At 37.8% G+C, this 22,769-nt stretch carries 17 protein-coding genes; 6 read left to right on the plus strand and 11 right to left on the minus strand.

Annotated elements, in window-relative coordinates:
* Positions 1–4: 4 nt before the first annotated feature.
* From GJ691_RS03035 to GJ691_RS03075, 9 genes are all read right to left on the minus strand, one after another.
* On the minus strand, positions 5–418 hold the full coding sequence (locus GJ691_RS03035; RefSeq protein ID WP_154363600.1) for a hypothetical protein: 414 nt from the start codon (positions 416–418) through the stop codon (positions 5–7).
* A complete protein-coding gene (locus GJ691_RS03040; protein ID WP_179955010.1) occupies positions 415–1,878 on the minus strand; it encodes a sugar porter family MFS transporter in 1,464 nt (487 codons plus the stop codon). The genes GJ691_RS03035 and GJ691_RS03040 overlap by 4 nt, the downstream gene beginning before the upstream one ends.
* 27 nt (positions 1,879–1,905) lie before the next feature.
* The gene (locus tag GJ691_RS03045; RefSeq protein WP_154363604.1) at positions 1,906–2,610 is read right to left on the minus strand and encodes an RraA family protein; all 705 of its coding nucleotides are present in this window, start codon (positions 2,608–2,610) and stop codon (positions 1,906–1,908) included.
* Between the two features lie 148 nt (positions 2,611–2,758).
* Positions 2,759–3,034, minus strand: a complete 276-nt coding sequence (locus tag GJ691_RS03050) for a hypothetical protein (RefSeq protein ID WP_154363606.1) — start codon at positions 3,032–3,034, stop codon at positions 2,759–2,761.
* Positions 3,035–3,038: 4 nt separating this feature from the next.
* Positions 3,039–5,927, minus strand: coding sequence for a glycoside hydrolase family 38 N-terminal domain-containing protein (locus tag GJ691_RS03055; RefSeq protein ID WP_179955011.1), 2,889 nt, complete (start codon positions 5,925–5,927; stop codon positions 3,039–3,041).
* Between the two features lie 401 nt (positions 5,928–6,328).
* Complete coding sequence (locus GJ691_RS03060; protein ID WP_154363610.1) at positions 6,329–7,801, minus strand: RagB/SusD family nutrient uptake outer membrane protein; 1,473 nt, start codon at positions 7,799–7,801, stop codon at positions 6,329–6,331.
* Positions 7,802–7,817: 16 nt separating this feature from the next.
* Positions 7,818–10,997, minus strand: coding sequence for a SusC/RagA family TonB-linked outer membrane protein (locus GJ691_RS03065; RefSeq protein WP_154363612.1), 3,180 nt, complete (start codon positions 10,995–10,997; stop codon positions 7,818–7,820).
* 181 nt (positions 10,998–11,178) lie between these two features.
* Positions 11,179–14,790 (minus strand): glycoside hydrolase family 38 N-terminal domain-containing protein, encoded by a 3,612-nt coding sequence (locus GJ691_RS03070; RefSeq protein WP_179955012.1) that lies wholly within the window; start codon positions 14,788–14,790, stop codon positions 11,179–11,181.
* A gap of 116 nt (positions 14,791–14,906) precedes the next feature.
* Entirely contained in the window at positions 14,907–15,929 is a 1,023-nt protein-coding gene (locus tag GJ691_RS03075; protein WP_154363616.1) for a LacI family DNA-binding transcriptional regulator, read from the minus strand.
* Between the two features lie 372 nt (positions 15,930–16,301).
* Here GJ691_RS03075 and GJ691_RS03080 point away from each other — a divergent pair, with 372 nt between their 5' ends.
* Positions 16,302–16,838 (plus strand): ASCH domain-containing protein, encoded by a 537-nt coding sequence (locus GJ691_RS03080; RefSeq protein ID WP_154363618.1) that lies wholly within the window; start codon positions 16,302–16,304, stop codon positions 16,836–16,838.
* A gap of 97 nt (positions 16,839–16,935) precedes the next feature.
* Here the strand turns inward: GJ691_RS03080 and GJ691_RS03085 are convergent, their stop codons facing one another.
* Positions 16,936–17,403 (minus strand): DUF1847 domain-containing protein, encoded by a 468-nt coding sequence (locus GJ691_RS03085; protein WP_154363619.1) that lies wholly within the window; start codon positions 17,401–17,403, stop codon positions 16,936–16,938.
* Positions 17,404–17,569: 166 nt separating this feature from the next.
* Positions 17,570–19,810, minus strand: a complete 2,241-nt coding sequence (locus GJ691_RS03090) for a TonB-dependent receptor (protein ID WP_154363621.1) — start codon at positions 19,808–19,810, stop codon at positions 17,570–17,572.
* A gap of 73 nt (positions 19,811–19,883) precedes the next feature.
* Between GJ691_RS03090 and GJ691_RS03095 the strand changes: the two genes are divergently transcribed.
* From GJ691_RS03095 to GJ691_RS03115, 5 genes are all read left to right on the plus strand, one after another.
* Entirely contained in the window at positions 19,884–20,258 is a 375-nt protein-coding gene (locus GJ691_RS03095) for a Fur family transcriptional regulator (RefSeq protein WP_154363623.1), read from the plus strand.
* A gap of 801 nt (positions 20,259–21,059) precedes the next feature.
* Entirely contained in the window at positions 21,060–21,602 is a 543-nt protein-coding gene (locus GJ691_RS03100) for a hypothetical protein (protein ID WP_154363625.1), read from the plus strand.
* Between the two features lie 85 nt (positions 21,603–21,687).
* Positions 21,688–21,939, plus strand: coding sequence for a type II toxin-antitoxin system ParD family antitoxin (locus tag GJ691_RS03105; protein WP_154363626.1), 252 nt, complete (start codon positions 21,688–21,690; stop codon positions 21,937–21,939).
* The gene (locus GJ691_RS03110) at positions 21,926–22,228 is read left to right on the plus strand and encodes a type II toxin-antitoxin system RelE/ParE family toxin (protein ID WP_154363628.1); all 303 of its coding nucleotides are present in this window, start codon (positions 21,926–21,928) and stop codon (positions 22,226–22,228) included. Before GJ691_RS03105 ends, GJ691_RS03110 begins: the two co-directional genes overlap by 14 nt.
* A gap of 51 nt (positions 22,229–22,279) precedes the next feature.
* Positions 22,280–22,471 carry a hypothetical protein gene (locus tag GJ691_RS03115; protein ID WP_154363630.1) on the plus strand — a complete coding sequence of 64 codons (192 nt, stop codon included), beginning with the start codon at positions 22,280–22,282 and terminating at the stop codon, positions 22,469–22,471.
* The last annotated feature ends 298 nt before the right edge of the window (positions 22,472–22,769 follow it).

The raw sequence follows: 22,769 nt of genomic DNA on the forward strand, positions 1-22,769 counted from the left end.
AACATTAGCTGAAAGCTTTTTCGACCAACGCCTTCATTTCGATCCTTTTTTCGACAGATAATTCGAAAAAATCGAAATCACCTTCATGGGTATTTGATTTCTCAACGATAATTACCTCACAACCCACTTCCATTGCAATATTATGCCATGTTTCAACCGGAATGTTATAAGTGATTTTAGGTTGCATAAGTTCAACGTCATATTCAATTTGATCTCCCTCAATTTTTGCCGTGATCAATACCGCTTTTCCTTTTAAGAGGATAAAAACCTCATCGGTCAAATGATGAACGTCCAACTTCTTAATATTATCAATTTCCTGTTCGGGCATGTAATTCAATTGGGCAACCTGCCAACCATCCCGAATTAGAAAAGGATGATACCCATTATCACCAATATGATATTGCTCTATCAATTTCATTTACTTTGTTTTTGTTTTTTATTATCGGTTTTCCACGACATCTCTATTTCTTCCAAGGTTTTTCCTTTGGTTTCAGGAACAAATTTCCAAATGAACCAAATGGCAGGAATCGTCAATGTCCCATAAAGGAAGAATGTGCCAGAAGGCTTAATGGTCTCTATAAAAACAGGATTGGTCAAGGTGATGAAAAAACCTGTCACCATTAAGGACAGACTGCCGATACTTACAGCAAGACCCCTGATTTTTGTTGGGAATATCTCGCTGATGATTACCCAAACTATGGGTCCGTATGAGAATGCGAAACACGCTACATAAATCAATAATGGAATAATCACCAAGTTGGAACCTAAAGCGAACAATATACCAACACCCATCAAAGATACAGCAGCTCCGATGACCCCGATCAACAGTAGCTTTCTTCTACCATATTTTTCAATATTCAATATGGCAACAAAAGTGAAGATCGAATTAACCATACCAACCAAGACAGCACCAAGGAAAGAACTCTCAACACTTTTGAACGATTCATTCAAGATATTGGGCGCAAAATACATGATGGCCGCTATTCCACTTAAATGGGAGAACATCGGCAATAAAATACCGATTAAAAATGGTCTTCTTAAATAGGGTTTGAACAGTTCTTTCAACCCTTGGGTTTCTTGGATAGTGGCTTCTTTCATTTCTGCCAACTGACTTTTTGCCATTTCCAGATCACCTAACCTTGACATCGTGGCAAGAGCTTCTTTTTCTTTGCCGTTCACCACCTGCCATCTTGGACTTTCGGGCACGAACATGAGTAAAACCAAAAACAGAACGGCAATGGGTATTTCTGTACCGAACATGCCTCTCCATAATTCCTCTACAAATAGCCAATCCCATAAACCCACATCAGCACCAGTGATAATTCCGGCCTTCTCACCAGCCTGATTGAGAACGAGCCAATCAACAAGAAAAGCGAGTAGGATACCCAAAGTTATGGACAATTGATATAGGGATACCATTTTTCCCCTTTTCTCGGGCATGGTAAGTTCCGAAATATAAATAGGGGCTACAACCGAGGTTATACCCACACCGATTCCCCCAATTATCCGGACTACAATCAACGTGATAAAAGATGAATCCAAACTTGAGGTTATCCAGAAAGAAGCATCTGGATCTCCCAAAAACTGTGGGGGTAACATGGAACCAAAAGCCGATATCGTTAAACAACCTGCTGCTAATATCAAGGTTTTTTTACGCCCATATAAGTCGGTTACCCTCCCTGAAATAATACATCCTAAAATGGTTCCTAACAACGCAGAGGAAACCACCCAACCGAGCATACTTGCCGTAAGGTTGTATTGACTTTCCAAAAACGAGTTGCACCCGGAAATAATGGCTGTGTCATAACCAAATAGGAAACCGCCTAAAGTAGATACGAAACTTATTGCCAGAAGGTAAAAAGAAGACTTTTTATTCATTATCATTACTGTTTTTGACATGTATGTTTACATGATACCAAATTTCTCAAAAGCCTCAACTGTACTCATTCCCGCCTGGAGTGCCTCCTTTACCAACTGTTCGCCCCTAGCTTTTTCTATTGCCCCCGTAAAGGCTTCATCAACAGCTTCTTTAGGCACAATCAATACGCCGTCTATATCACCATAAACAACATCACCAGGGTTTATTCGAATACCTGCAATTTCTATGGGAACCCTATAATCGATAACCTTTCCCCGTGGACCTTGATCTTGGGCATAACCACCGAATGAAAAAGTTGGATATTCTAGACTTAGAATCTCTTTCGTATCCCTTGAATATCCATTGACCACTGCTCCGGCAGCGCCTAATTTCATAGCTCTGGTACTCATTAATCCGCCCCAAAGCGCATAATTGGGTGAAGAACCTGAACAGATATAAACCTCATCTTCTTTTAAACTATCCAAGGCTTCGAACATAATGCCAAAAGGCTTCTGCATTAAAGGGTTTTTGGTGTTTTCAGTGACTTCCTCAAATACATCGGCCTCCAAAACAGGCATTGCCCTTCCTATTACTATGAAATCATCATTCAAGGGTTTTAAATTGGGAGGAAGGAACTGATGCAAATAGCCCATTTTATCCAAAATATCGCCTACCAATGCCACGAATAATTCTTTTTTAGCGATTTCAAAAAGCTCCTTATCATTTTTCCATAACGGCTTAGTTGTCTTCATTCTTTATGTTTAAATTCATTAATTATATTTCTTTCTTATAGTCCTATTATCTCATATCTGAAGTACTTTACCATATTTCTATTGTGAACTTATTTACAGTTAGCACACTTGACAGTCTTTAGCCCTTTTTCCATTTCAACTATAAATCTTATGGTTTTAGGAATAAATTTGAAGTTACCCTAACCTGGGAATGGTCTCTAATGATACCCGTGCCTGAGAAGTCCTTATCTACCTTCCCTAATATGAATGGGCCTACTTGTGTAAAAAAATACAGGCAGCCCATTTCTTTATGCATATACAGCGGAAGTCTGTTCCCGATTTCATACACTTCGGAATAATTCACAACTACACCTTGCCTACTGTCTTTGACCAAAATGGCGTGAACCTCCGAAATTTGATTTGAAACCTTCCTGAAGAACCTCATTTTCTTATTTTTCTGAAAAAATCAGTTTATAGGTTTCAATCGCATTGTGACCTATATTTACCTTAAAGTCATTACCTGAGGCTTTCATTTGACTTTCTTCCTCTTCGATCAGGTTTGTTTTGACAAGACCTGTGAGGGACTTTGGCAGCCCTATACTAGGTTGCTTGTCTTTCCCTTCCATTTCGACCAACCTTATAATGACCTTATCATCTTTCTCACTTTTTTTAATTGTACTTATACGCACCATATCCTCTGAAACATTGAAGAAACTCATCGCTTCCGGCAATTCCGCTTGCTTATTTCCCTTTTGTTTTAAAACAGTTCGCAGAGGGTGGTTAAATCCCGTTCCAAACTGAAAAGAGGTTTTCTCATCTGCCTTGTGTGATGCCATAGAAAACTTGAAATGATGGTCACCGGTCTGGTGGTACCAATTGCCTTCCCCGTGACAGCTTTTATGGGAGGCCAATAATACTCCCTGAAGTACCGTGTAATCCACAGCCTCCCTCGTAGGGTCTATCCAATCAGCAAGTGCAACATCGGTAGCCATGGTTACCGCAAAATCCGGTGTCTCCGCGACAATGAAGTTCATCACCTCACGTGGATGTATGTTTACCGGCTTTTGATCATAGGTTCCTCCCCATGCCCAACCACCTGGCGCCTGTTTCATTTCTGTTTTTCCTACTTCGGCTATGGCCAATGGCACTTCATACTTAATCTTGGAATCTTCCATATTAAGGGGCAATGCAAATCTAAATTCCCTATTGTGTGTACCGTCCCAATCCAAAAGATCTACGAAGAAATCTATTTTCTTCTCTTGATGGAACACCCGTATTCTCTGCACCACGGAAGTATGCTTAAACTTTGCCTTGTTTTCATATTCCGTATAAACGGCCCCATCGGCAACCAATTCCCAACTATCCCCATGGTTGCTCATCTTTTCATAATTATCCATATTGGGCTTGGTCATTTGGGTAAACTCCCCTGCCCCATTGCCATTATATCCCATTGATAGAATATCGCCACCTGAAAAACGCGTCGTGTTCATAACTTCGGTTTTCAACTTATTATCAAATAAATAGGTGATTCCCCCCTTACCAAGGTGCATTGTATAATATTCGTTCATCAATGCATTCGGTGTTACGGTTTTATTGATTTTGGCCTGTCTCTTACCCTTTCTTAAATAGTAGGTTTTATATCCTATGGATGGAATTTTCGCTGCATATAATTGTATTTCATCCTTATCACTTGTACTTGCTTGTGAAGGAACCACTATACCATTTTCGTCTGTCACATAATAGGATGCCGCATTCTTTATTTTTACAGAGGCCAACCCACTTCGACTCCATGAAAGGTCGTTGTACACTACAACTCCATTCGATTTTTTTGTGTTTATCCTTTCGGAAATGGAACCCAAAGATTTGTTCAGCAATGCAACGGCCTCATCAGCCGCGAATTCCAATTTATCCTTAAAAATACTGTCTGTGATATGGCCGTTTTTACCACCCCACCCATGATCGGGATAAATAGATTCCTCAAAGGCCTTTGACAACCGCTCTGCGGGATACTCATCAAAGCTTTTATTAAGAAGTGCATCCACGGTACCAAAAATTTCCGCGGAAGGTAAAAGCCGACCTGCTTTTCTCGATGCCGTAATGGCCTTATGGTGTCCAGGGCCATGTATATAAGCCCAAATATTGGGACGATCCCCCTCTAAATTCTCGAACTTAACCCCTGGCTTATTAATTTCGGATAGGAAGCTGCTTACGGTCGAATGTCTTAAAGCGGGTATTTTAGCACCTGTTTTGGCAACAATATCATTCCATTCCTTCACTACTTTGCCGTAATCCACAGGGCCGGCAGCATCATTACTAAGAACGATGGCAAAATGCGGTGGTAAATTATGCTCCTTATAATAATCGCCCCACATTTTCACCCTGTTTTGAATCTTATGCAAGGCTTCAATAGCATCCTCATCAAAAATTTTGTAGAACATTGCCGCCCAACCATAGTTCCCAGGTGTATAAGTCAATATCGAGGATCCATCTGGGGATTTCCAATCATAGAACCCTTCCCTCATTCTAGAGGTGAAAAGGTTTTTTACCCCTGACTTGGCCAAAATCTGGGAAAACTGTAAAGTTCTCCCGGGAACATCGGTATTGTAAGCCGATTCTTCTTCTACACCATCAAAATTATCCTTTATCCAAAGCTTGCCAAAATACATTTCCCGAATTAACTGCTCTCCCGTCTGCATGCCATCATAAGGTTGGTTATAAGTAGCACCCCAAGTGAACCTACCTTCTTTATAGCGTTCAATCACCTCATTTTTACGTTCAGGAAATTCTTGAACAAATTCTTTTAAATTCAGGGCCTGCTCCATCCCAAAATAATAGTCTTTATCCGTTTTCATGATATCCAGGGCAGGGGCAATAATATCATTGACCCTTTCATGCATACAATATTCAGGGGTATCCATCCAAGCAATATCCTGATGTGAGGAAGATATAATATGGAAGGTGCCTTCATTGAAATACCCCCAATCAGAAGTCACCAATGGTGTAAAAAGTTGTTTCTGGTCCAATTTTCGACTTGCCCCCTTAAAGTCTATCATCTCAGGTTGGCCTATAACAGGAAGCCACACCCAGGCCTTGCCCTCTTTATGTTCGATTTTTGAGGTGCGTCCGTTTTCGAAAACGACCTGTTTGTAATCTTCCTCGTTTGCTACTTGCAAATAAGCCTTTACCAGAATATTATTATCTTTCTGGACATACTCATAAGGTTTAGGGTATTCAAATCCGATGGTTTTATCTATCGATTGTGAAACACCGATGCAGGAAACCAAAAGCACCACTGTTAGTAAGATACCCTTCTTTAATTTCCTAATTCTATTCTTCATTAATATTTGTTTTTTATAATCCATAACACATGTTCATCCTTTTTTCCGACCTAAAACCAAATTTACAACTAAATCGGTTTAGTTTTATTAAAAATTAAAGCTAAATCTTTCTTTCGAAGATACAAAAACCATCTTTGATCAGGGAAACGACAGTCTATCTTTATTCCTGTTTAAATCCTTGTCTTATAACGAAGTGATCTTCCTGTTTCCAAAATTGACACAATTTTTATTTAATTGGAGTATCCTGTTGACATCTAATTTTACTTCAAACCGTCCCTAATGAAACTTAAAAATAATAAGCCAAAGTGTATCCTGTTAAGCCCTTAAACAAGGGTGGTTATTTGTTCAACCACCCTCGTCTTAAAAAACTAAACAAAACTAACTCTATGATCTTTTTTCCATTAATCCCCCAAGTTGGGATTAAGTACCACCTCGTTCTGTGGTATTGGGAAATAGACATTATCTTCAGTTAGGGTTTTCCCATTTGGTAGTGTGCTACCAACTAAACTGCCAAAATCAGAACCATTGAAGACCATTCCGGTTCTTCGTTGATCAAACCAGATTATTCCTGCCTCTGCAGCAAACTCCCAAAAACGTTGTTTCCAGACTTCTTCCCTAAAATCTTCTTTACTCAATCCAGAAACATCTGCCAAACCTGCTCTTGAACGTATCGCGTTCAAGGCATTATATGCCGATGCATCTGCAGTGGCCACTTCGTTATGCGCTTCTGCATAAGTTAATAGCACATCTGCATATCTTAAAAGAGGTACATTCTTACCAGACAATCCGTTCCCTTCCCTATATTCTTCATAAAAATATTTATAGACGGAATTATTAAAAGTAACACCATCCATTTCATTGAAAAAGAAGCCTTGGTTTTGAGCCCTTAAGTCATTGGCATCGTATGAGCTTATGTAATCCTCTTCTGGCTCCATACCACCAAAATGCAAGGTCAACGGACTTATTGCCTCTCCGCCTATGGGTGTAAAATAACTGGTAATCGATGACCCGACAGCCTCATCATTATATTGAACCATGAAAATGTTTTCTTCAGTATTGTCAAATGCTGGATTGTTCAATTTATTGAACCAAGTTTTAGAACCATCCGATTGAAACAAATTATACCATTCGGCACTTATAACCTCATTGGCTTTATCCCGCGCTAGGGCATATTTATCGGTTTGGTTCAAAGGGGCTCCTGCCATAGTCAAATAAACCTTGGCCAAAAGCGATTTCACCGCGCCTTTAGTGACTCGTCCACTTGAAGATGTATTGGGTAACCCGGCATCTTCGGCAATCAATAAATCAGGTACGATTACGGTTTCATATACTTCCTGTACACTGGATTTTGGCAACAGACCGTCATCAAAAGAAGATGAAGGCGTAATATTCAATGGAATATCCCCAAAGATCTGTACCAATTGATAATAATAATAAGCCCTTAAAAAGTACGCCTCTCCCAATAATGCATTAGCCTTTTCAGTGGTCAATTCTGGATCCGTTATAGTAGGTATGGATGCAATTGCAATATTAGCAGCTTCAACACCTCCATAATAAGTGTTCCAAAATCCTGAGGCATTGGCGTTACTGGAACTATAGATCAAAGCATAGGCATCTTCCATATCAGTGTCCTGTGTGCCTACTGCAGGTTTAAGTGCCCCTGTACTTACTTCAAGAATGGAATATACCATTTTTGCATACCCTGTTCTGTTATATGGGGCTCGTAGATAAGCATATATACCATTTACAGACTCTTGTGCATCCAATAATGACGTACCTATTGTCGTTTTTTCGGATTTTGGTGTTTCATCCAAAAAATCCTCACATGAGAAAAACAGGCAACAAATAATTAATAATAGATTATATTTTGTCATGACTTTTTATTTAATGTTATAGTGTTAGCTTAAATCCAAGGTTCATATTCATAGGTCTTGGGTAACCATTAAGTTCAATTCCTTCGGTAAATTGCCCGCCAAATGAACTAACCTCTGGATCATAACCATGGTAATCGGTACTTAAGAAAAAGTTCTGAAGGTTCATATAGACTTTAGCGGATTGTAAACCCAGTTTATCCAATAAAGAACTATCGAAGTTATAGGTCAAGCTAAGGTTCTGTCCCCTTATAAAACTACCGTCAAATACTTGACCTGAATCTGCACCATCGAATTTTTTAATATTCTTTCGCACTCTTGGGTACATTGTATTTTGATTTTCCGGTGTCCACATTTGATCAAAGAATTTTTTATAGGTATTACCATAACCTACACGGTCTACTTGAAGAATAATGGAGTGATCAAGGATATCATTCCCTTGACTGATTAAAATATCTACACTCAAATCCCAGTTTTTATATGAGAATGTGTTGCCGATATTCATGGTGTAATCGGGTAGTCCGCTTCCGATTATCTGTTGGTCATCAAAATTCAGAATACCGTCATCGTTCTTATCCTCTAACTTTATGTCCCCAGGTATTCTGCCATAACGGGCAGCTTCATCTACCTCGTCGGTACCCCATGTACCCAAACGATTATAGCCCCAGAAGGACCCTGCAGCCTCACCAACCCTGAATATCTGTTGATTCCACCAGATTGGTGCCGTAAAGATATCAGCATCTTCATTACCGAGTGAAAGGATTTCATTGTCGTTCATTGTGAAGTTCAGTGATGAACTCCATGAAAAATTATCGGTTTGCACATTTAGACTATTAACTAAAAATTCGACACCACTGTTGCGAATGGAACCTGCATTGGATAGAATTGAAGAATACCCCGTAAATGATGCCAGTGGTACATTGAACAACAAATCATTCGTTGTTCTTTTATAATAATCCGCCGTTATATTTACGCGATCGGCTATTCCCAGATCAAATCCGACATTGATTTCTTCGGTTGTTTCCCATTTAAGGTCATCGTTACCTATAGAACCTTGTGAAGATCCAATGGCTCTTTCATTATTGAATATCACTGTTTGAACTCCGGGACTGGCAATTCTTGCATAATTACCAATGGCATCGTTACCGGTTTCACCGTAACTGGCTCTTAGTTTTAAATTGGAAACAACTTTTGAACCCTCCATAAAAGGCTCACTAGACACTCTCCATCCTAATGCTGCTGAAGGGAAAAAGGAGTATTTATTGTTGTCTCCAAACCTGGAAGAACCATCATATCGACCTGTAAGGGTCAACAAGTATTTACTCTTGTAACTATAATCCAAGCGACCAAAATAGGAGTCGATGGAATAACGGCCGAAACTACTATTTACCTGAGGGTCGGCGATTCCTTGACCCACATTGTAGAATTTATAAAAATCGTCAAAATCCTGAGCGGTTAAGTCAAAAGAAAAAGCCTCATTCTCTTGTCTGGTTGCCCCTAAGATTACACCTAAACTATGATTTTCATTAATTAGGGTATTGTAGCTCAATGTATTTTCAAGAATGGTCTGTTGCCCATTCGAATTTGTTAAAGAGGCCGAATTTCGATTTACGAAAGTGTCTAATCTTCTGGCCGCAAATATGTTACCCTCTTGATTATTATCCTGAATGGAATACGAGGTTCTTAGTTTCAGGTTTTTTGTAAAATTGATTTCAGTAAATATATTACGTACTACTTGTCTGTTTTTTACGATCCTGTCCAATAATTCCAATCTATCTTTTGGAGTGGCGCCATACCAAACATCCCAACCTCCGCTAGAATTCTTTAGGTCATCGGCATTAACAGGAGAACCATCTGGGTAAGCTGTAGGATAAATGGGAAGATAGAATAACATTGCATACGTTAGCGCATCCGCACCAATCCTATAATCATCGACAATGTTCGTCTCGGTTTCACTGTAGGCGAGGCTACCTCCTATTTTCAACCAGTCATTTATTCTAAAATCACCATTGAAACGCATGGTATTCTTTTTAAAATAAGTACTGTTCAGTATACCATTATCATCTTGCGTACCCGCTGAAAAAGAAATATTGAAATTTTCCCCACCACCTCTTACATTCGCAAAATATTGTTGTGAATAAGAAGTTCTAGTAGATTCATCAAACCAATCCGTATCATAAATAGGTTTTCCCTCTACGGAGCCATCATCGGTGAAAAATTCTGGATAATCAACAGGATAATTGTTGACGAAAGATCCATCACCGGCACCTAAAGCCCTTTGATCGGCATCAAGTCTAACCTTTAAATCTTTCCAGTATTCATCACTATTCAACACTTCCGGTTGATTGGCCGGTTTCCCTATTTGAAGGTTGGAAACAATATCTACAGTAAATTTACCTGATTTTCCTTTTTTAGTTGTGACCAAAATTACACCGTTGGCACCCCTTGCCCCATAAATGGCCGTTGCCGATGCATCTTTCAATACGGAAATAGTTTCAATATCATTGGTGTTGATCAAATCAATGTCGACACCTATGATACCATCCACAACGTATAAGGGCTCGTTATTGGCATTCAAGGACCCCTTTCCACGTATCGTTACCCGAAAACCACCACCTGGGCGACCAGAACTATTGAATACATTTAAACCGGCCACTTTTCCCTGAAGGTTGTCCAAAGGGTTAAGCGATACGCGATCCTCGATTTTTTCGGCACTAACCGTCGCAACGGAGCCTGTAAGATCGGATTTTTTTTGGGTCCCATACCCTACAACAACAACCTCGTCCAATTCCGAAGCACTGGAATATAAGATTACGTTGATGTTGGTATTACCCTTTACAGCGATCTCCTGAGGCGTATACCCAATATAGGAAAATACCAAAATGGCGTTTTCATTTAAGGGCTGAATTGAAAAATTACCATCAAAATCGGTTTGCACCCCATTTGTCGTTCCTTTTTCAACGATACTCGCTCCAGGTAAAGGAGTGCCATTTTCATCCTTAACGGTACCTGTTACGGTAATTTGCCGCACTGGGTCTTTCTTCGTTGAAAGTTCCTCTACAACCAACCCACGCCGATTATTTTCTTGGTCGGGAATTGTTGTTGGTTCATTGGCCTTTGCCTGATTGAAAGCACAGAGAAATGCTAGGGCAAAGAGGGCAGAAAGCTCCCTTCTCAAGATTCGTTTCTTTTTTCTCATAATTCACAATTGTTAAGTTGATTTTAATTAAACTAGGTTTACCTTATAACAAGGCACTGAAATTGATGCTCTAGTACATAAATCCAGTGCTGTACCTTTTTCATTAATGTATTCTTAATCATAACTAAATCGGTTTAGTTTTTTTGGGGAAACCAAATTTTTTACTGGTTTTCAAGACCACTTATTTCAAATCCAGACTAAACGTTTCAATCGCATATTTACCAACCTTCAATTCTGGAGCAACAGGTATTGGATTCTCCTCGATTATATTGGTGTGCTTATACGAAGTAATATCGAAATAAGAAGAAACATTCACTTTCTCATCACCATCCTTAACATTGTACATTCGCGCAATCAGTTCTTCTGAATCCTCGGCTTTTTTTATTGCTGAAATCATTACATTATCAGTGTCTATTGAGAAGAAACTCATAGATTCAGGCAGAAATGGTTTTTTGGAAGAATCTGGATAGATCACCACGTTAATCGGTTCATTTTCCTGTTTAGCGATTTGTTGTCCATTTATGCTTCCTGCTTCATTGGAAGTGAAAACAGTATGAAACTTGTGGTTTCCGGCCTGTGAGTATTCATTACCTTCCCAATGGCAAGAAGTTCTACTTGCCAACAATAAATTCTGTAAAACAGCCTTATCATTGTCGTGTGAAGTTGGGTCGACCCAATCGGCGGCGGCCACCGAAGAACTCACAGTAACAGATACATCATTATCAGTAGCTGAAATCCAATCAATAATCGCTCTCGGGTGAACATCTTTACATAATGGCGTATAACGTTCGCCGGCAGTTTTTATCTCATCTTTACCTACCCTTACACTACCAAAAGGCACTTCGTGGGCTATTTCAGGATTTTCCATATTAATAGGGAATGCCGTCCTGAATTCACGGTACAGTTCCCCTGACCAGTTTCTCAACTCCGTATTGAAATAAATACGTTTAAGATTATGGTATAAAGTAACATCTTGACGTACTATGGCATGTTTAATTTGTTGTTCCAGTCTATATTTGGTATACACCGGTCCGTTCTCAAGAACTTCCCATTCAGGGTTATGAAGGCTCATTTTATCAAAATCGACCATACTTGGTTGTTGTACATCCCCAAACTCACCGGCGCCATTGCCTACTGATTGCATAGTAAATACCTCACCTCCTTTTAGGTTCTCTGTTGACAATAGTTCTTTTTTAAACTCCTTATCAAAAACTTGAGCAATACCACCATTCTCAAAGGTTATTTTGTAAAATGGATTTTCATAAGTTTCAGTTGATGCCTTTTTGATATTGTTTTTGGCATTGATTTGCTTGTTCGCTATGTAGTAAGTGGCATAACCTATAGAAGGAATATGCTCTGCAATAAAGGTAATATCGGCACTTTTTAAACTCCCATCATTATGAAAGGTTTCGTTCGTGATTTGGGAAACGACGTTTTTATTATTCGCATCTACAACAGCTAAATGTTGTGTGCTGCCTTTTAAAAATTGCAAAGAGACCGTTACTGGATCCGTACGTTCCCATGACAAACTATTGAACAAAACTATGGGTGTACCCAATTTCTCGTTTTTCTTTATTCTGGTAGACAAGAAATCCAAACCTTTATTCAATAGATTTTGACCCATGGTACGCGACTTTACCAAATTCTCCTTGAACAGGTTATCGGTGACATCCCCGTCATGACCTCCCCAACCATGATCAGGGTAGATTTTTGCCTGCCAAGCCTCATCAAACTCCTTAAAGGGATATTGCATTTTTTTAGGATCGATAACATTGGCTATGGAAAGAAATTTCTCGGCAGCAGGTAACAACTTGGATGCCTCCCTACTTGCTGTCAAGGCATCATGATGTCCTGGCCCATGAATATAGACCCACACATTGGGGCGTTCACCCATTATGGTATCAACCTTTGTTGCTTTTTCCTCGGCCAATGGCATAAATTCATCCACGGTCATAAGTTCCATCTTCGGTAAATGAACATCCCGTTTATCACCTTTATCATCTTTTAGTGTATCGAATGAATTCCATGATTCGATAAATTCAGAATAATCAATCGCAGGTAGCATATCCTGACTTGAAAGTAACGGCGTTTGAATCTCACTACCTTCAAAATTCTTTTCCCAGTACAATACCTGTTCTGCACCATACTTCATCTTACTGTTCAAATCCCTTGAGAGGTAGAGCAGGTCATTCCCATAATGACCAGGAGAATAGGTAAATACAGAACTACCATCAGGACTTGCCCAATGGAACATTCCTTTGGCGTGTCTGCTTATGATCATATAATCGACCCCTGCCTTTTTTAGGATTTGGGGGGTTTGTAATGATTTTCCGGGTACATCAACGTTCCAATACACCTTGGAATCATACCCACCAAAAGTTTTCTTGACCCATTTTTTACCTAGATACAATTGACGCACCTGATCCTCGGCATCGTACATATCTTCGTATGGGCAATTATATGTAGCGCCTACCGATATCAATTTATCATTCAACAAGGTGGTCAATTTCTCAACAGATTCTGGGTGTCTATCTATATATTCACGCAACATTAAACCATCTTCAATATCAAATCCGTAATCATCCCGGATAAAGGCATCTTTTAGTACCGGTTTTAACAAAAGTGTATCCCTCAGGATAATGCACACTTCAGGGCGATCTACCCAAGCAATATCCTGATGACTCGAATTCATGATCGAAACCAGTCCATCGTCATACTTTTTATCAAAGAAATTGTCATAAGTCTCTAGAAACTCGGGTTTATACAATTTGGACAAAGAAGCGAACCAACCTTTATTATAATTGGTGTTGTGGTGATAGAGGTATTTTCCTTCAATATCGGTTTTGGAAAGCATACCATCACCATTGACAAAATCGAGATTTAACTCTTTGCCGTCATAAACAATGGAGAACGTATTTTTTGGTGGAGCGATATTGAATGACACTTTGGACATTTCCCCTTGCGCCTTGAATTTCTTGACCTTACTTTTCTTTCCGTCACTGATCAAATACACCTGCTTACCATTAAAATGGGTAGGTGCATCAACATATAGCGTTTCATTTCTTTGTTTGACCACAAATGCGGCTTCATCGGAAACGGACTTTTTAATACGCTCAACCGCATCGGTAGCCTTAAAGATCATCACCCAACAGTTTGAATTCTTTTTATGACCGTTGAATTTTATTTTTGCACTCTTGCCTTTTTCCAAAAATGAAGTAGGAACGGTTAAACGAAAAGCACCTATACCATCCCCATTGCCATCCCTTCGGACCAAAATATATTGTGCATTGCCTTTACCGGGATTTTCCGTCACGGTAAGGGTGCCATCCTCATTGGAATTAAAAGTCAGTAGATGTTTATCATTTACATGTATATCGAAAGATTCCCTTAAATTGAAATCGATATCGCTCAACATGAAAAAGGTAACCGAATCGGAACTATAGTTTGCAGGTACCTCTCCCGTAAGGAATTCAAATCCCATTTCTCCGGTAGTCGCCCTTGCGATCATTGATACATTGACATCTTCCCGTAAAGAAGGATACAGGAAGAACTCCGAACCGGAAAGCATTGTCGTGTAACCTTCAATGTCATTTTTACAAATATTATAAAGATCGTAATTGGTGTTCAATTCTTGAATATGCCCATTGCCATTTCCTTCGTGAAAAGGTGCGCTCATTGTTTTACTGGTTATTGCCCCTTTCCCTAGGAATGAATGTGCATTCGCAAAATTCAATACAAGAAAAAAACAAGCAATAAATAACGCCTTTGATACCAGTTTTAACTGTTGTTCCATTAATTTGATTTTTTTGTTCCTAAAGTTCCTCTTGATTTTCATATGCTTTTCTATCCTTTCGTTTCTTAAATCTTAACTAAATCGGTTTAGCTACTTCTTATACTTATTATTTCGTTCTAAAAAGTTCCACATGATTTCCTGATTGCAAGTTTTGAATCCAGGATTCTTTTATTTTCAAAACCATTTTCTTTTCCTTCAATTTCGTTTATCAAAATATCTACGGCTATATTGGCGATATCCTTTACTGGCTGAATAACAGAGGTAATCGGTGGATCGACCAGGTCAAAGGCCGTTAACTCATCAAAACTCACAATCGCCACTTCTTGGGGCACCTTGACATTTTTCTTTTTTAGCTCCCGTAAACCAACAGAAGTTAAGTAGTGCGTTGAAAACACAATGGAGTCCACTGAATTGGGAAATTTAATTAATTCACTGATTGCAGACTTTATCTCCTCTTCATAATTCTTAGGACTCAATTCTTTTACCAGCTCCTTATTATAGTCGATCTTATAATCCTCCAATGCACTTTGATAGCCCAATAACCTTTGTTTTATGGCTTCTAAACCAGGTTTTAAACTTACAAACCCAATTTTACGCCTCCCTAACTCCAATAAATGCTCCGTAACCGTTTTTAAGCCATTAAAATTGTCAACGACAACATAGTTGGTGTCGCTTTCCGGATAATGTCTATCAATTAGAACAAATGGGAATTTATCCTGTTTTAAGGACTCTATTTCTTTTAAGTTCTGTTGTGTGGAAGCAATGATCAAACCTTCTACTTGGCGATTGAGCATTGATCGAATGAGTTCCCCTTCCTTTTTAGGATCCTCATTAGAGCTGCTAAAAAGCACCGTATACCCTAAATCTTTCGCTTTCAGTTCTACGTAACCTGCTATTTTAGAATAAAAGGTATCTGATATATTGGGTATGATCAATCCTATGGTTTCGCTTTTCCCCCGACTTAAACCACGTGCAAGTTGGTTGGGAACATAATTATGCTTTCTGGCGAATTCAATGATTCGCTGCTGGGTTTCCTGACTGATTTTGTTTTCGTCACCTTTATTGTTCAAAACCAAGGACACGGCCGTTTTTGAAACGTTCAATTCTTCTGCTATGTCCTTTAAGAATACTTTTTTCATGATCAATAACAACTAAAGCGGTTTAGCTAATGTAATAAATACATCAAATTTTCCCAAATTCCAACCTCCTAAATTCCATCTAAATCGGTTTAGGATTATCAATATTACATTATTTTTTTATAAAATAAAATAATTTACTCCCTTTTTTTATCGTATCACCAATAGTTTAGGTTTGTTTACGTCAAAATCATAATTATTATCTTGCACATTTGTCAATTTACCTGATTTACAGGGTAATCAACCTATTTAAAGAATGTAACCTGTGGTCATATCGGTATTTTGTGATAGTCCAATATATTCTTGACCCTTGAAAACTTAATATTGGTATGACTGATTACCGCATTGATTTTTAAAGCAAATGGGAAACAAATAATGAAACATTTAACTATCCTTATATTTTTAGTCTTACTTGGCTGTAAAAACGAAATAAAAAGGGAAATTGATAGGAGTGTCTATGATATATGGAACGATTATACCAAATCACATCCCGATTTTAAAAACAACAAGATTCCGGAATCTTGGTATTTTCACAATAATGAAGAAGATGCGAATCGGCTAGCAGAATTAACGGTAACTGGTAAGAAAAAAGCAGCTTCCGGTTTATATGTTTGGTACAAAGAAGCAAATGCCAGTTTACCGAAAATCGGAACAAAACATATTATAACCGATTTTGATGGAAAAGCACAAGCGATAATCGAAATTAAAAAGGTAGACACCATTCCTTTCAATCAAATATCAACTGAATATGCTGAAATGGATATGGGTACAACTATTGATCCTCTCAAAAAGTGGAAAAAGGCACATTGGGATTTTTTCGCCGGCGTATTGAGAGACAACGGAGAAAAACCCACTGAAGAAATGCTGATAGTTTGCGAAAGGTTTGAAACTATTTGGACTACAAAGGATTAAAATCCTTAATCCAAAAGGCTTGGGTCAATTTACTCAAGTTCGAAGAAGATATTCAATTATATGAAATCCCCAAAAAACCGTCATTGAGTTACACTTTCTATAGTTCCCTTTCAATTTCCGAAAATGCGATTGCGGGATTATTGTTATTCGTAAAATCCTTATCGAACAAATTAGTGACCAAACCCTTTGATTGCTTACTGAATATCATATCATGGCCTACACATAACCCCATGGAAATATTCAACTCAGTGCCATGGTCGTTCAAATAATCCGCTTGTCCGGCAGGGTTGCACATTATACGTTTACTATCACCGCCTAGAATGTCTTTTTTCCTTACTTTATCATGTTTGCAACCCACTGTGAAAACTTTGAAATATCTTGAAAAGTAACGCTCCAATACCTCAGCTTCATGAGAGAATGTAATACAATGCGCAATACCTAATCGACTGATTTCCATTCCTTTTGCGAAATTCAATATTTCTTCTATCCGATTAGACCTCATACTGGTATAATCACAGTTCGCTTGCATGATTTTGCGAAACTCCGGAGTGTAAATTTCATTCATCTTATAGTTTTTATGTTGTAATTCGGAATAATTCTTTACCCTCAATAATCTTTATCCAATTTTCGAAAGATTCAATCCTTGATACTACGTTTACCTTATCAAAAGAATGAAAGGTCATTAGATCCATAGCGGCCTTATTGATGGGAAACCTGTCTTCACAATAAAATCAATCAACAGGTTGTAGCTTAACCTTAAATGGAATATGCAGACCAAATACAATGTTTCTACCGATATTATTAAGGTTCAATTGCTTTAAAGAAGACAAATGATCCATATATGATTTATCGAATACATTGTTTACCGATATGTACCAATCAAAACCCTGTTGATCAAAAGTGATTTCAGAACCCAAGTTAACATTGAAAAGTTCATAGCCGGGTGTATAGTTTTCTGATTGTCCTAAGTTATTTTGACTTTGAAAAGATGAGAAGTTCACCACAAAATACGGGTTGCCAAGAAAGCCAAGTTTACTTTGTTGCAATTTAACTTCGGCCACATATCTGTTTTGTGGTATTTGAGTCAAATTACCGCCATCCTTGAGTTCTCCCCTTGTGTACGTATAATTGGAGTGTAGGCCCAACCAATCATTGGGATGATAGTCCAAAGCGATTTCACCTCCATACAATAAGGCATCATTTTGCACGTATTGCCATATTTTCCCATCGCCTAGCGGTGCATCTTCTTCAGTCTGTACAATATAAATGAAGTCGTTTACACTATTGTAAAAAGGACTAATATCAAAAACCAGTTTATCGATATGAAAATGGTAATTAATATCCAGTTGATAATTTCGTTGTGCCTTTAGATCAATATCCCCTCTTTCAAAACGCGCCTGGTGTATACCATTCTGTGTAAGCTCTGATATATTGGGGCTTCTAAAACCAGAGGCAATATTAAGTTTGAATAAATGGTTGTTTATTTTGTAGGTTGAACCAACAGAACCACTTAAACTACTGTAATCGTTATCTATTTCATATTTGTTCAATCCAGTGGATTCAAAAGGGTACGATTTCATTTTCCTGATATCATATCGTAAACCTGCATTCAAGGTCAATGCATCGGATAGATCGATCTCGTCCACTACGAAAAACCCAAGGTCGTTTATTTTTGTATCGGGCATAGGGTTGTTGTTGCCATAATAATCATCGGCATCGTTCTCTATATAAGCGCCATTGAACCCTAACGTATATTTACTTTTATCTTTTCGTAAACTGTACTTGGAGCTATAGGATATCGTTGACAAATCCATAGAAGCAAAGACCATATCGGAATACGTGCTTGATGTATCGGAAATACCTTTTCTTATATTCTGTTGATAAGACACATTAAGATCCAAAATACCTTCCCCAATGAACAACTTGTTTTTAGAGGCCAAAAGTTTATTGTTCAAATCTACATACCAGAAATCCATTGATCGATCGTCATCGGTGATCAGGGTAGTTGATTTTTGATTGGTGAGACCATAGGTCGGTGCATTGTAATCAAAATATAAAGCAAAATTGCCCAATGCACTTCTATACCCTAGGTTCGAACTTAAATTCAGATCCTTAAATCGGGTATTGATAACTTGATCGCCGTTTCCGTCTTCATAATCCTTATGGCTTTTATGGGTAAAAGAAGCTCCTCCGAACCATTTTTCACCACTTGCCTTTATATCAAAGTTAGTGACCAATCCCTCGGTATTACTGTGATATTGGGTATTCACTTTTGCCTCTAGCGTATTGGTACTGGCTGGATTTTCCTTAATTACGTTGATAACGCCACCAACGGCATCAGAACCATAGATCAGTGACACGGGACCTTTTATAACTTCTATCTTTTTTGCCGAAAATTCATCGGAAATAAACGGGTGGTTACTAGAAAACTGAAAATTTTCGGATTTGATACCATTGTTCAAAAAAACAATGTTCGTATTACTCAAACCCCTTATAACGGGCTTGGAAATACCTACGCCATTACTAATATTACTGATACCGGGAAGTTTGGACAGGTTATCGGCCAAGGAAATCTTACCTGATTGGAACAGATCACTTTTTTTGACCGTTTCTATGGATACGGATACCTTTTCCCGACTCTTATTGCTATCACCGGTAAGGATGACTTCCTGCAATTCAATCAAATTTTTATCCATTGCGATGGTTGTCACCTTCGAAGAACTTAACGTAATGATTTGGGTTTTATAACCATCTGCCGAAATTTCGACCTTTATGTCCGAGTTACTATTATTAACCAAGGTAAAACTTCCGTTTTTGTCCGTAACTACGGATTTATTCAGTTCAAAAGCATAAACCAGGGCATCTTGAATCGGTTTTTCCGATTCGGTATCGATAATTGTACCTTCGATGTTGTTTTGAGCTACCAATACGCTTGATGAACACAAGAACAAAATGATAATGAAAGATTTCATATCTTATCTATTGTAATTTATTTAGCAAAGGTACTTACAATTTATTAATATTGTAACGTTGTTACATTAAGAAATGAAAAAAAGACAGACTAAATCAAAAAAAGCAGTGATGGAATGCCTTCAAAGAGCTGAGAACTATGGTTTAAGGTCCGATGATATTGAAAACCAGTTGCCACAGTTTGATCGCGTAACGGTTTATAGGATATTACAGGGCTTTTTGGATGATGGCATAATTCATAAGGTAATTTCCGATGACGGGAAGTTCTATTATTTCAAATGCCATACGTGCGGAGAAATCCACTATCATAACCACTATCATTTTAAATGCGAAGTCTGTGGAAAGGTAGAATGCATGAACAATGAGATCGAAGTAAAAGTGCCTAAGGATTATACTGTTGAAAATGTGAATTTCTGGATTACGGGAGTTTGTTCACAGTGCAAAAAATAATCGGGACAGCTGACGTTCTTTCCCTTTAATCCAGGGCAAATGAACAACAGGCTTCAATTTCCCCATTAAGTTACGTTTACACAAACCGAAAATATACAGGGTTTAACCATTATCTTTTTTGTCTTTTGTTTTATTGACTGCCCTATTAAAAATGAAGCAAAATAGGGAGTATGGGTTATGTATAAATAGTATGATAGTAATCACAATAAGGTGGAGACATGAATTGCTGATTTTGGGATCGTCTTATTGTTTTTATACCCATGCGATATATTTATTTGTCATGAAAAAAGGAGACGAACTATTAGATTCCAATAATAGCCCATTACGATAAATTATAAAAGAACAACATAAGTTCTAAGAATTGATGGGATAGGACACTTTTCCGGCAAACTGGATTAGGCTTCAAAGTTTGTGGAAAGGCCAGAAATTTCATTGGTAATTATTGCTTCTTGCCCTCAAAACAAACAAGCGCACCTTGTTTAGGATGGGAGATTATACACCCTCTTTTATCCTTGATAATTTAGGTACATATTAATAATTACACTATTTTTCATAAGTATATGAAAGAAGAAGTAATTGGAACCAAGGAAGTATTTAAAAGTTGTTTTGCCATTGGCTGTTTAGCTGTTATCATCTTTATTGCATTGGCGGTGGGCATATTCTTATGGCCGTATTCAATTGAAGGTTGATTATTCGTTTAAACTCTTGATAAGGGCTGAAATAGGACGATTTTTTGTCAAACCAGGAAATAATTAAAAGTTCAAAAACCAATTACAATTACTTTCAGTATGAAAACAGAATATGACCAAAAGAGATTTTTTTAGAATAGTTCTAAGGCTTTTTGCCCTATATCTATTACTTCTTGTGATTTTTAATTTCATTCCTTCAAATATTAGTTATTTAAGTTATGAACTCCAGTTCACGGCAGTTTTATTGATTTTAGGCTCATCCGTTTTAATGATCCTGTTATTTATAATTCTTCTTCGAAAATCAGATATGGTAATTGATGTCCTTAAACTAAATGAGGGGTTTGACGATGACCGAATCGATTTTGGAAATTTAGGAAGTCTTGAAATAGTAAAAATAGCATTGATATTTATTGGAGGGTTTCTGTTATTGGATCACTTACCCGAATTCCTGCATTATTGTTATCTCGGTTTTAAAAAAGAAATATCCGCATCTGGTTTAAACCCTTTTGAGGCCCCTGCGCTTTCAGATTTTGGAGATTATTTTAGATGGTTTATTTCGGGGGTTAATCTGGTTGTTGGATACCTGATTTTGACTAATTTGGGTCGACTTTCTAGATTTATTATTAAAGCAAATCAAAGTCAAAAAAACATTTGACTTTGAAAAAAGTTCAAATAAAGGATAGTTGCTTTGCTAAAATTTTATTTATAAATTGAACCATTATTAATATTATTGGTTCATTATGGCGGTAATTAGAAAATCTATCACATTTACAGAACAACAAGAGGCTTATGTAAAAAGTCTGATTGAACAGGGTTTTTACACAAACGACAGCGAATACATCAGAGATATTATTCGTAAAGATCAAGAGAGAAGAAAGCGTATAGTGGATTTAAACGAAGCGTTGATTGAAGGAATGGAGAGTGGGCCATCCGACGCTACCATAGATAGTATTTGGGAAGAAGCAATAAACGAGCACAATGCCGAAAACTAGCTTTGTAATCAGTGTCAAGGCAAAGAGCGATATCAAGTCGATTGCCAAATTCACCATTAAAGAATTCGGGGAACGCCAATCTTTAAAATATGCCCATGGACTAAAGGAGGTTTTGGGGCAACTGGCCAATAATCCGGATTTAGGTAGAAGATATGTTGCCGTCAAGAATCGCATGCTACTGAGGTATAGGTACAAATCACATGTAATATTTTACTATATCGACCCAAAAGGAATATTCATAGTTAGAGTCCTGGGAGGCATGATGGACTTCCCCAAACACCTAAGGTAAAGTTCAAAAATCTATTGATTTAACTAAAAAAAACTACCAAAGTAAAAGATTATGAGAAAGTCAATTTCAATTATCGGAATGTTACTAGCCTTGGTCATCATTGTTTCCAGCTTTTTGAAAAATGAAGATACGGGGCAATTTTTTGGGTATGAAATCAATATTTGGCTATATAGATTAATTTGGCTTGCATTGTTCGGTATAATTCTAAACGGTTACCTTAAAGAATCTAAAAATTCTGGGTAAACGATAACCATACATAATTGCCGAACCGTAACCTTCCACTTTTTACGATCAATTTAAAATCATTATAAAGTTCAATTAATGATGTATCACTGATTTTTAGTTTGCCCTAAAGCTAAATTAACGCCATTGTTGATACCCTGTTGTTTTCAAATATATTGAAAAAAAACAACCTTCACTTCAATATAAATATTTCCGAAAGGGTTGGAAATCCATCTCCTTAAATTACCACATCCATCGAGTTGGCCAAGCTTCTAATCAGAGTTGGGCTAATTACAGGCATTAAAAGATCATTTATGTA

The sequence above is a fragment of the Maribacter luteus genome (assembly GCF_009674825.1).
Lineage (GTDB): Bacteria > Bacteroidota > Bacteroidia > Flavobacteriales > Flavobacteriaceae > Maribacter_A > Maribacter_A luteus.

Bases quoted from the DNA above. Each gene is read 5' to 3' on its own strand.
- GJ691_RS03050 (WP_154363606.1), bottom strand. From the start codon at position 3,034: ATGAGGTTCTTCAGGAAGGTTTCAAATCAAATTTCGGAGGTTCACGCC.
- GJ691_RS03095 (WP_154363623.1), top strand. From the start codon at position 19,884: ATGAAAAAAAGACAGACTAAATCAAAAAAAGCAGTGATGGAATGCCTT.
- GJ691_RS03115 (WP_154363630.1), top strand. From the start codon at position 22,280: ATGAGAAAGTCAATTTCAATTATCGGAATGTTACTAGCCTTGGTCATC.
- GJ691_RS03070 (WP_179955012.1), bottom strand. From the start codon at position 14,790: ATGGAACAACAGTTAAAACTGGTATCAAAGGCGTTATTTATTGCTTGT.
- GJ691_RS03065 (WP_154363612.1), bottom strand. From the start codon at position 10,997: ATGAGAAAAAAGAAACGAATCTTGAGAAGGGAGCTTTCTGCCCTCTTT.
- GJ691_RS03045 (WP_154363604.1), bottom strand. From the start codon at position 2,610: ATGAAGACAACTAAGCCGTTATGGAAAAATGATAAGGAGCTTTTTGAA.
- GJ691_RS03110 (WP_154363628.1), top strand. From the start codon at position 21,926: ATGCCGAAAACTAGCTTTGTAATCAGTGTCAAGGCAAAGAGCGATATC.
- GJ691_RS03055 (WP_179955011.1), bottom strand. From the start codon at position 5,927: ATGAAGAATAGAATTAGGAAATTAAAGAAGGGTATCTTACTAACAGTG.
- GJ691_RS03085 (WP_154363619.1), bottom strand. From the start codon at position 17,403: ATGAATGAAATTTACACTCCGGAGTTTCGCAAAATCATGCAAGCGAAC.
- GJ691_RS03075 (WP_154363616.1), bottom strand. From the start codon at position 15,929: ATGAAAAAAGTATTCTTAAAGGACATAGCAGAAGAATTGAACGTTTCA.
- GJ691_RS03060 (WP_154363610.1), bottom strand. From the start codon at position 7,801: ATGACAAAATATAATCTATTATTAATTATTTGTTGCCTGTTTTTCTCA.
- GJ691_RS03100 (WP_154363625.1), top strand. From the start codon at position 21,060: ATGACCAAAAGAGATTTTTTTAGAATAGTTCTAAGGCTTTTTGCCCTA.
- GJ691_RS03040 (WP_179955010.1), bottom strand. From the start codon at position 1,878: ATGAATAAAAAGTCTTCTTTTTACCTTCTGGCAATAAGTTTCGTATCT.
- GJ691_RS03035 (WP_154363600.1), bottom strand. From the start codon at position 418: ATGAAATTGATAGAGCAATATCATATTGGTGATAATGGGTATCATCCT.
- GJ691_RS03105 (WP_154363626.1), top strand. From the start codon at position 21,688: ATGGCGGTAATTAGAAAATCTATCACATTTACAGAACAACAAGAGGCT.
- GJ691_RS03080 (WP_154363618.1), top strand. From the start codon at position 16,302: ATGAAACATTTAACTATCCTTATATTTTTAGTCTTACTTGGCTGTAAA.
- GJ691_RS03090 (WP_154363621.1), bottom strand. From the start codon at position 19,810: ATGAAATCTTTCATTATCATTTTGTTCTTGTGTTCATCAAGCGTATTG.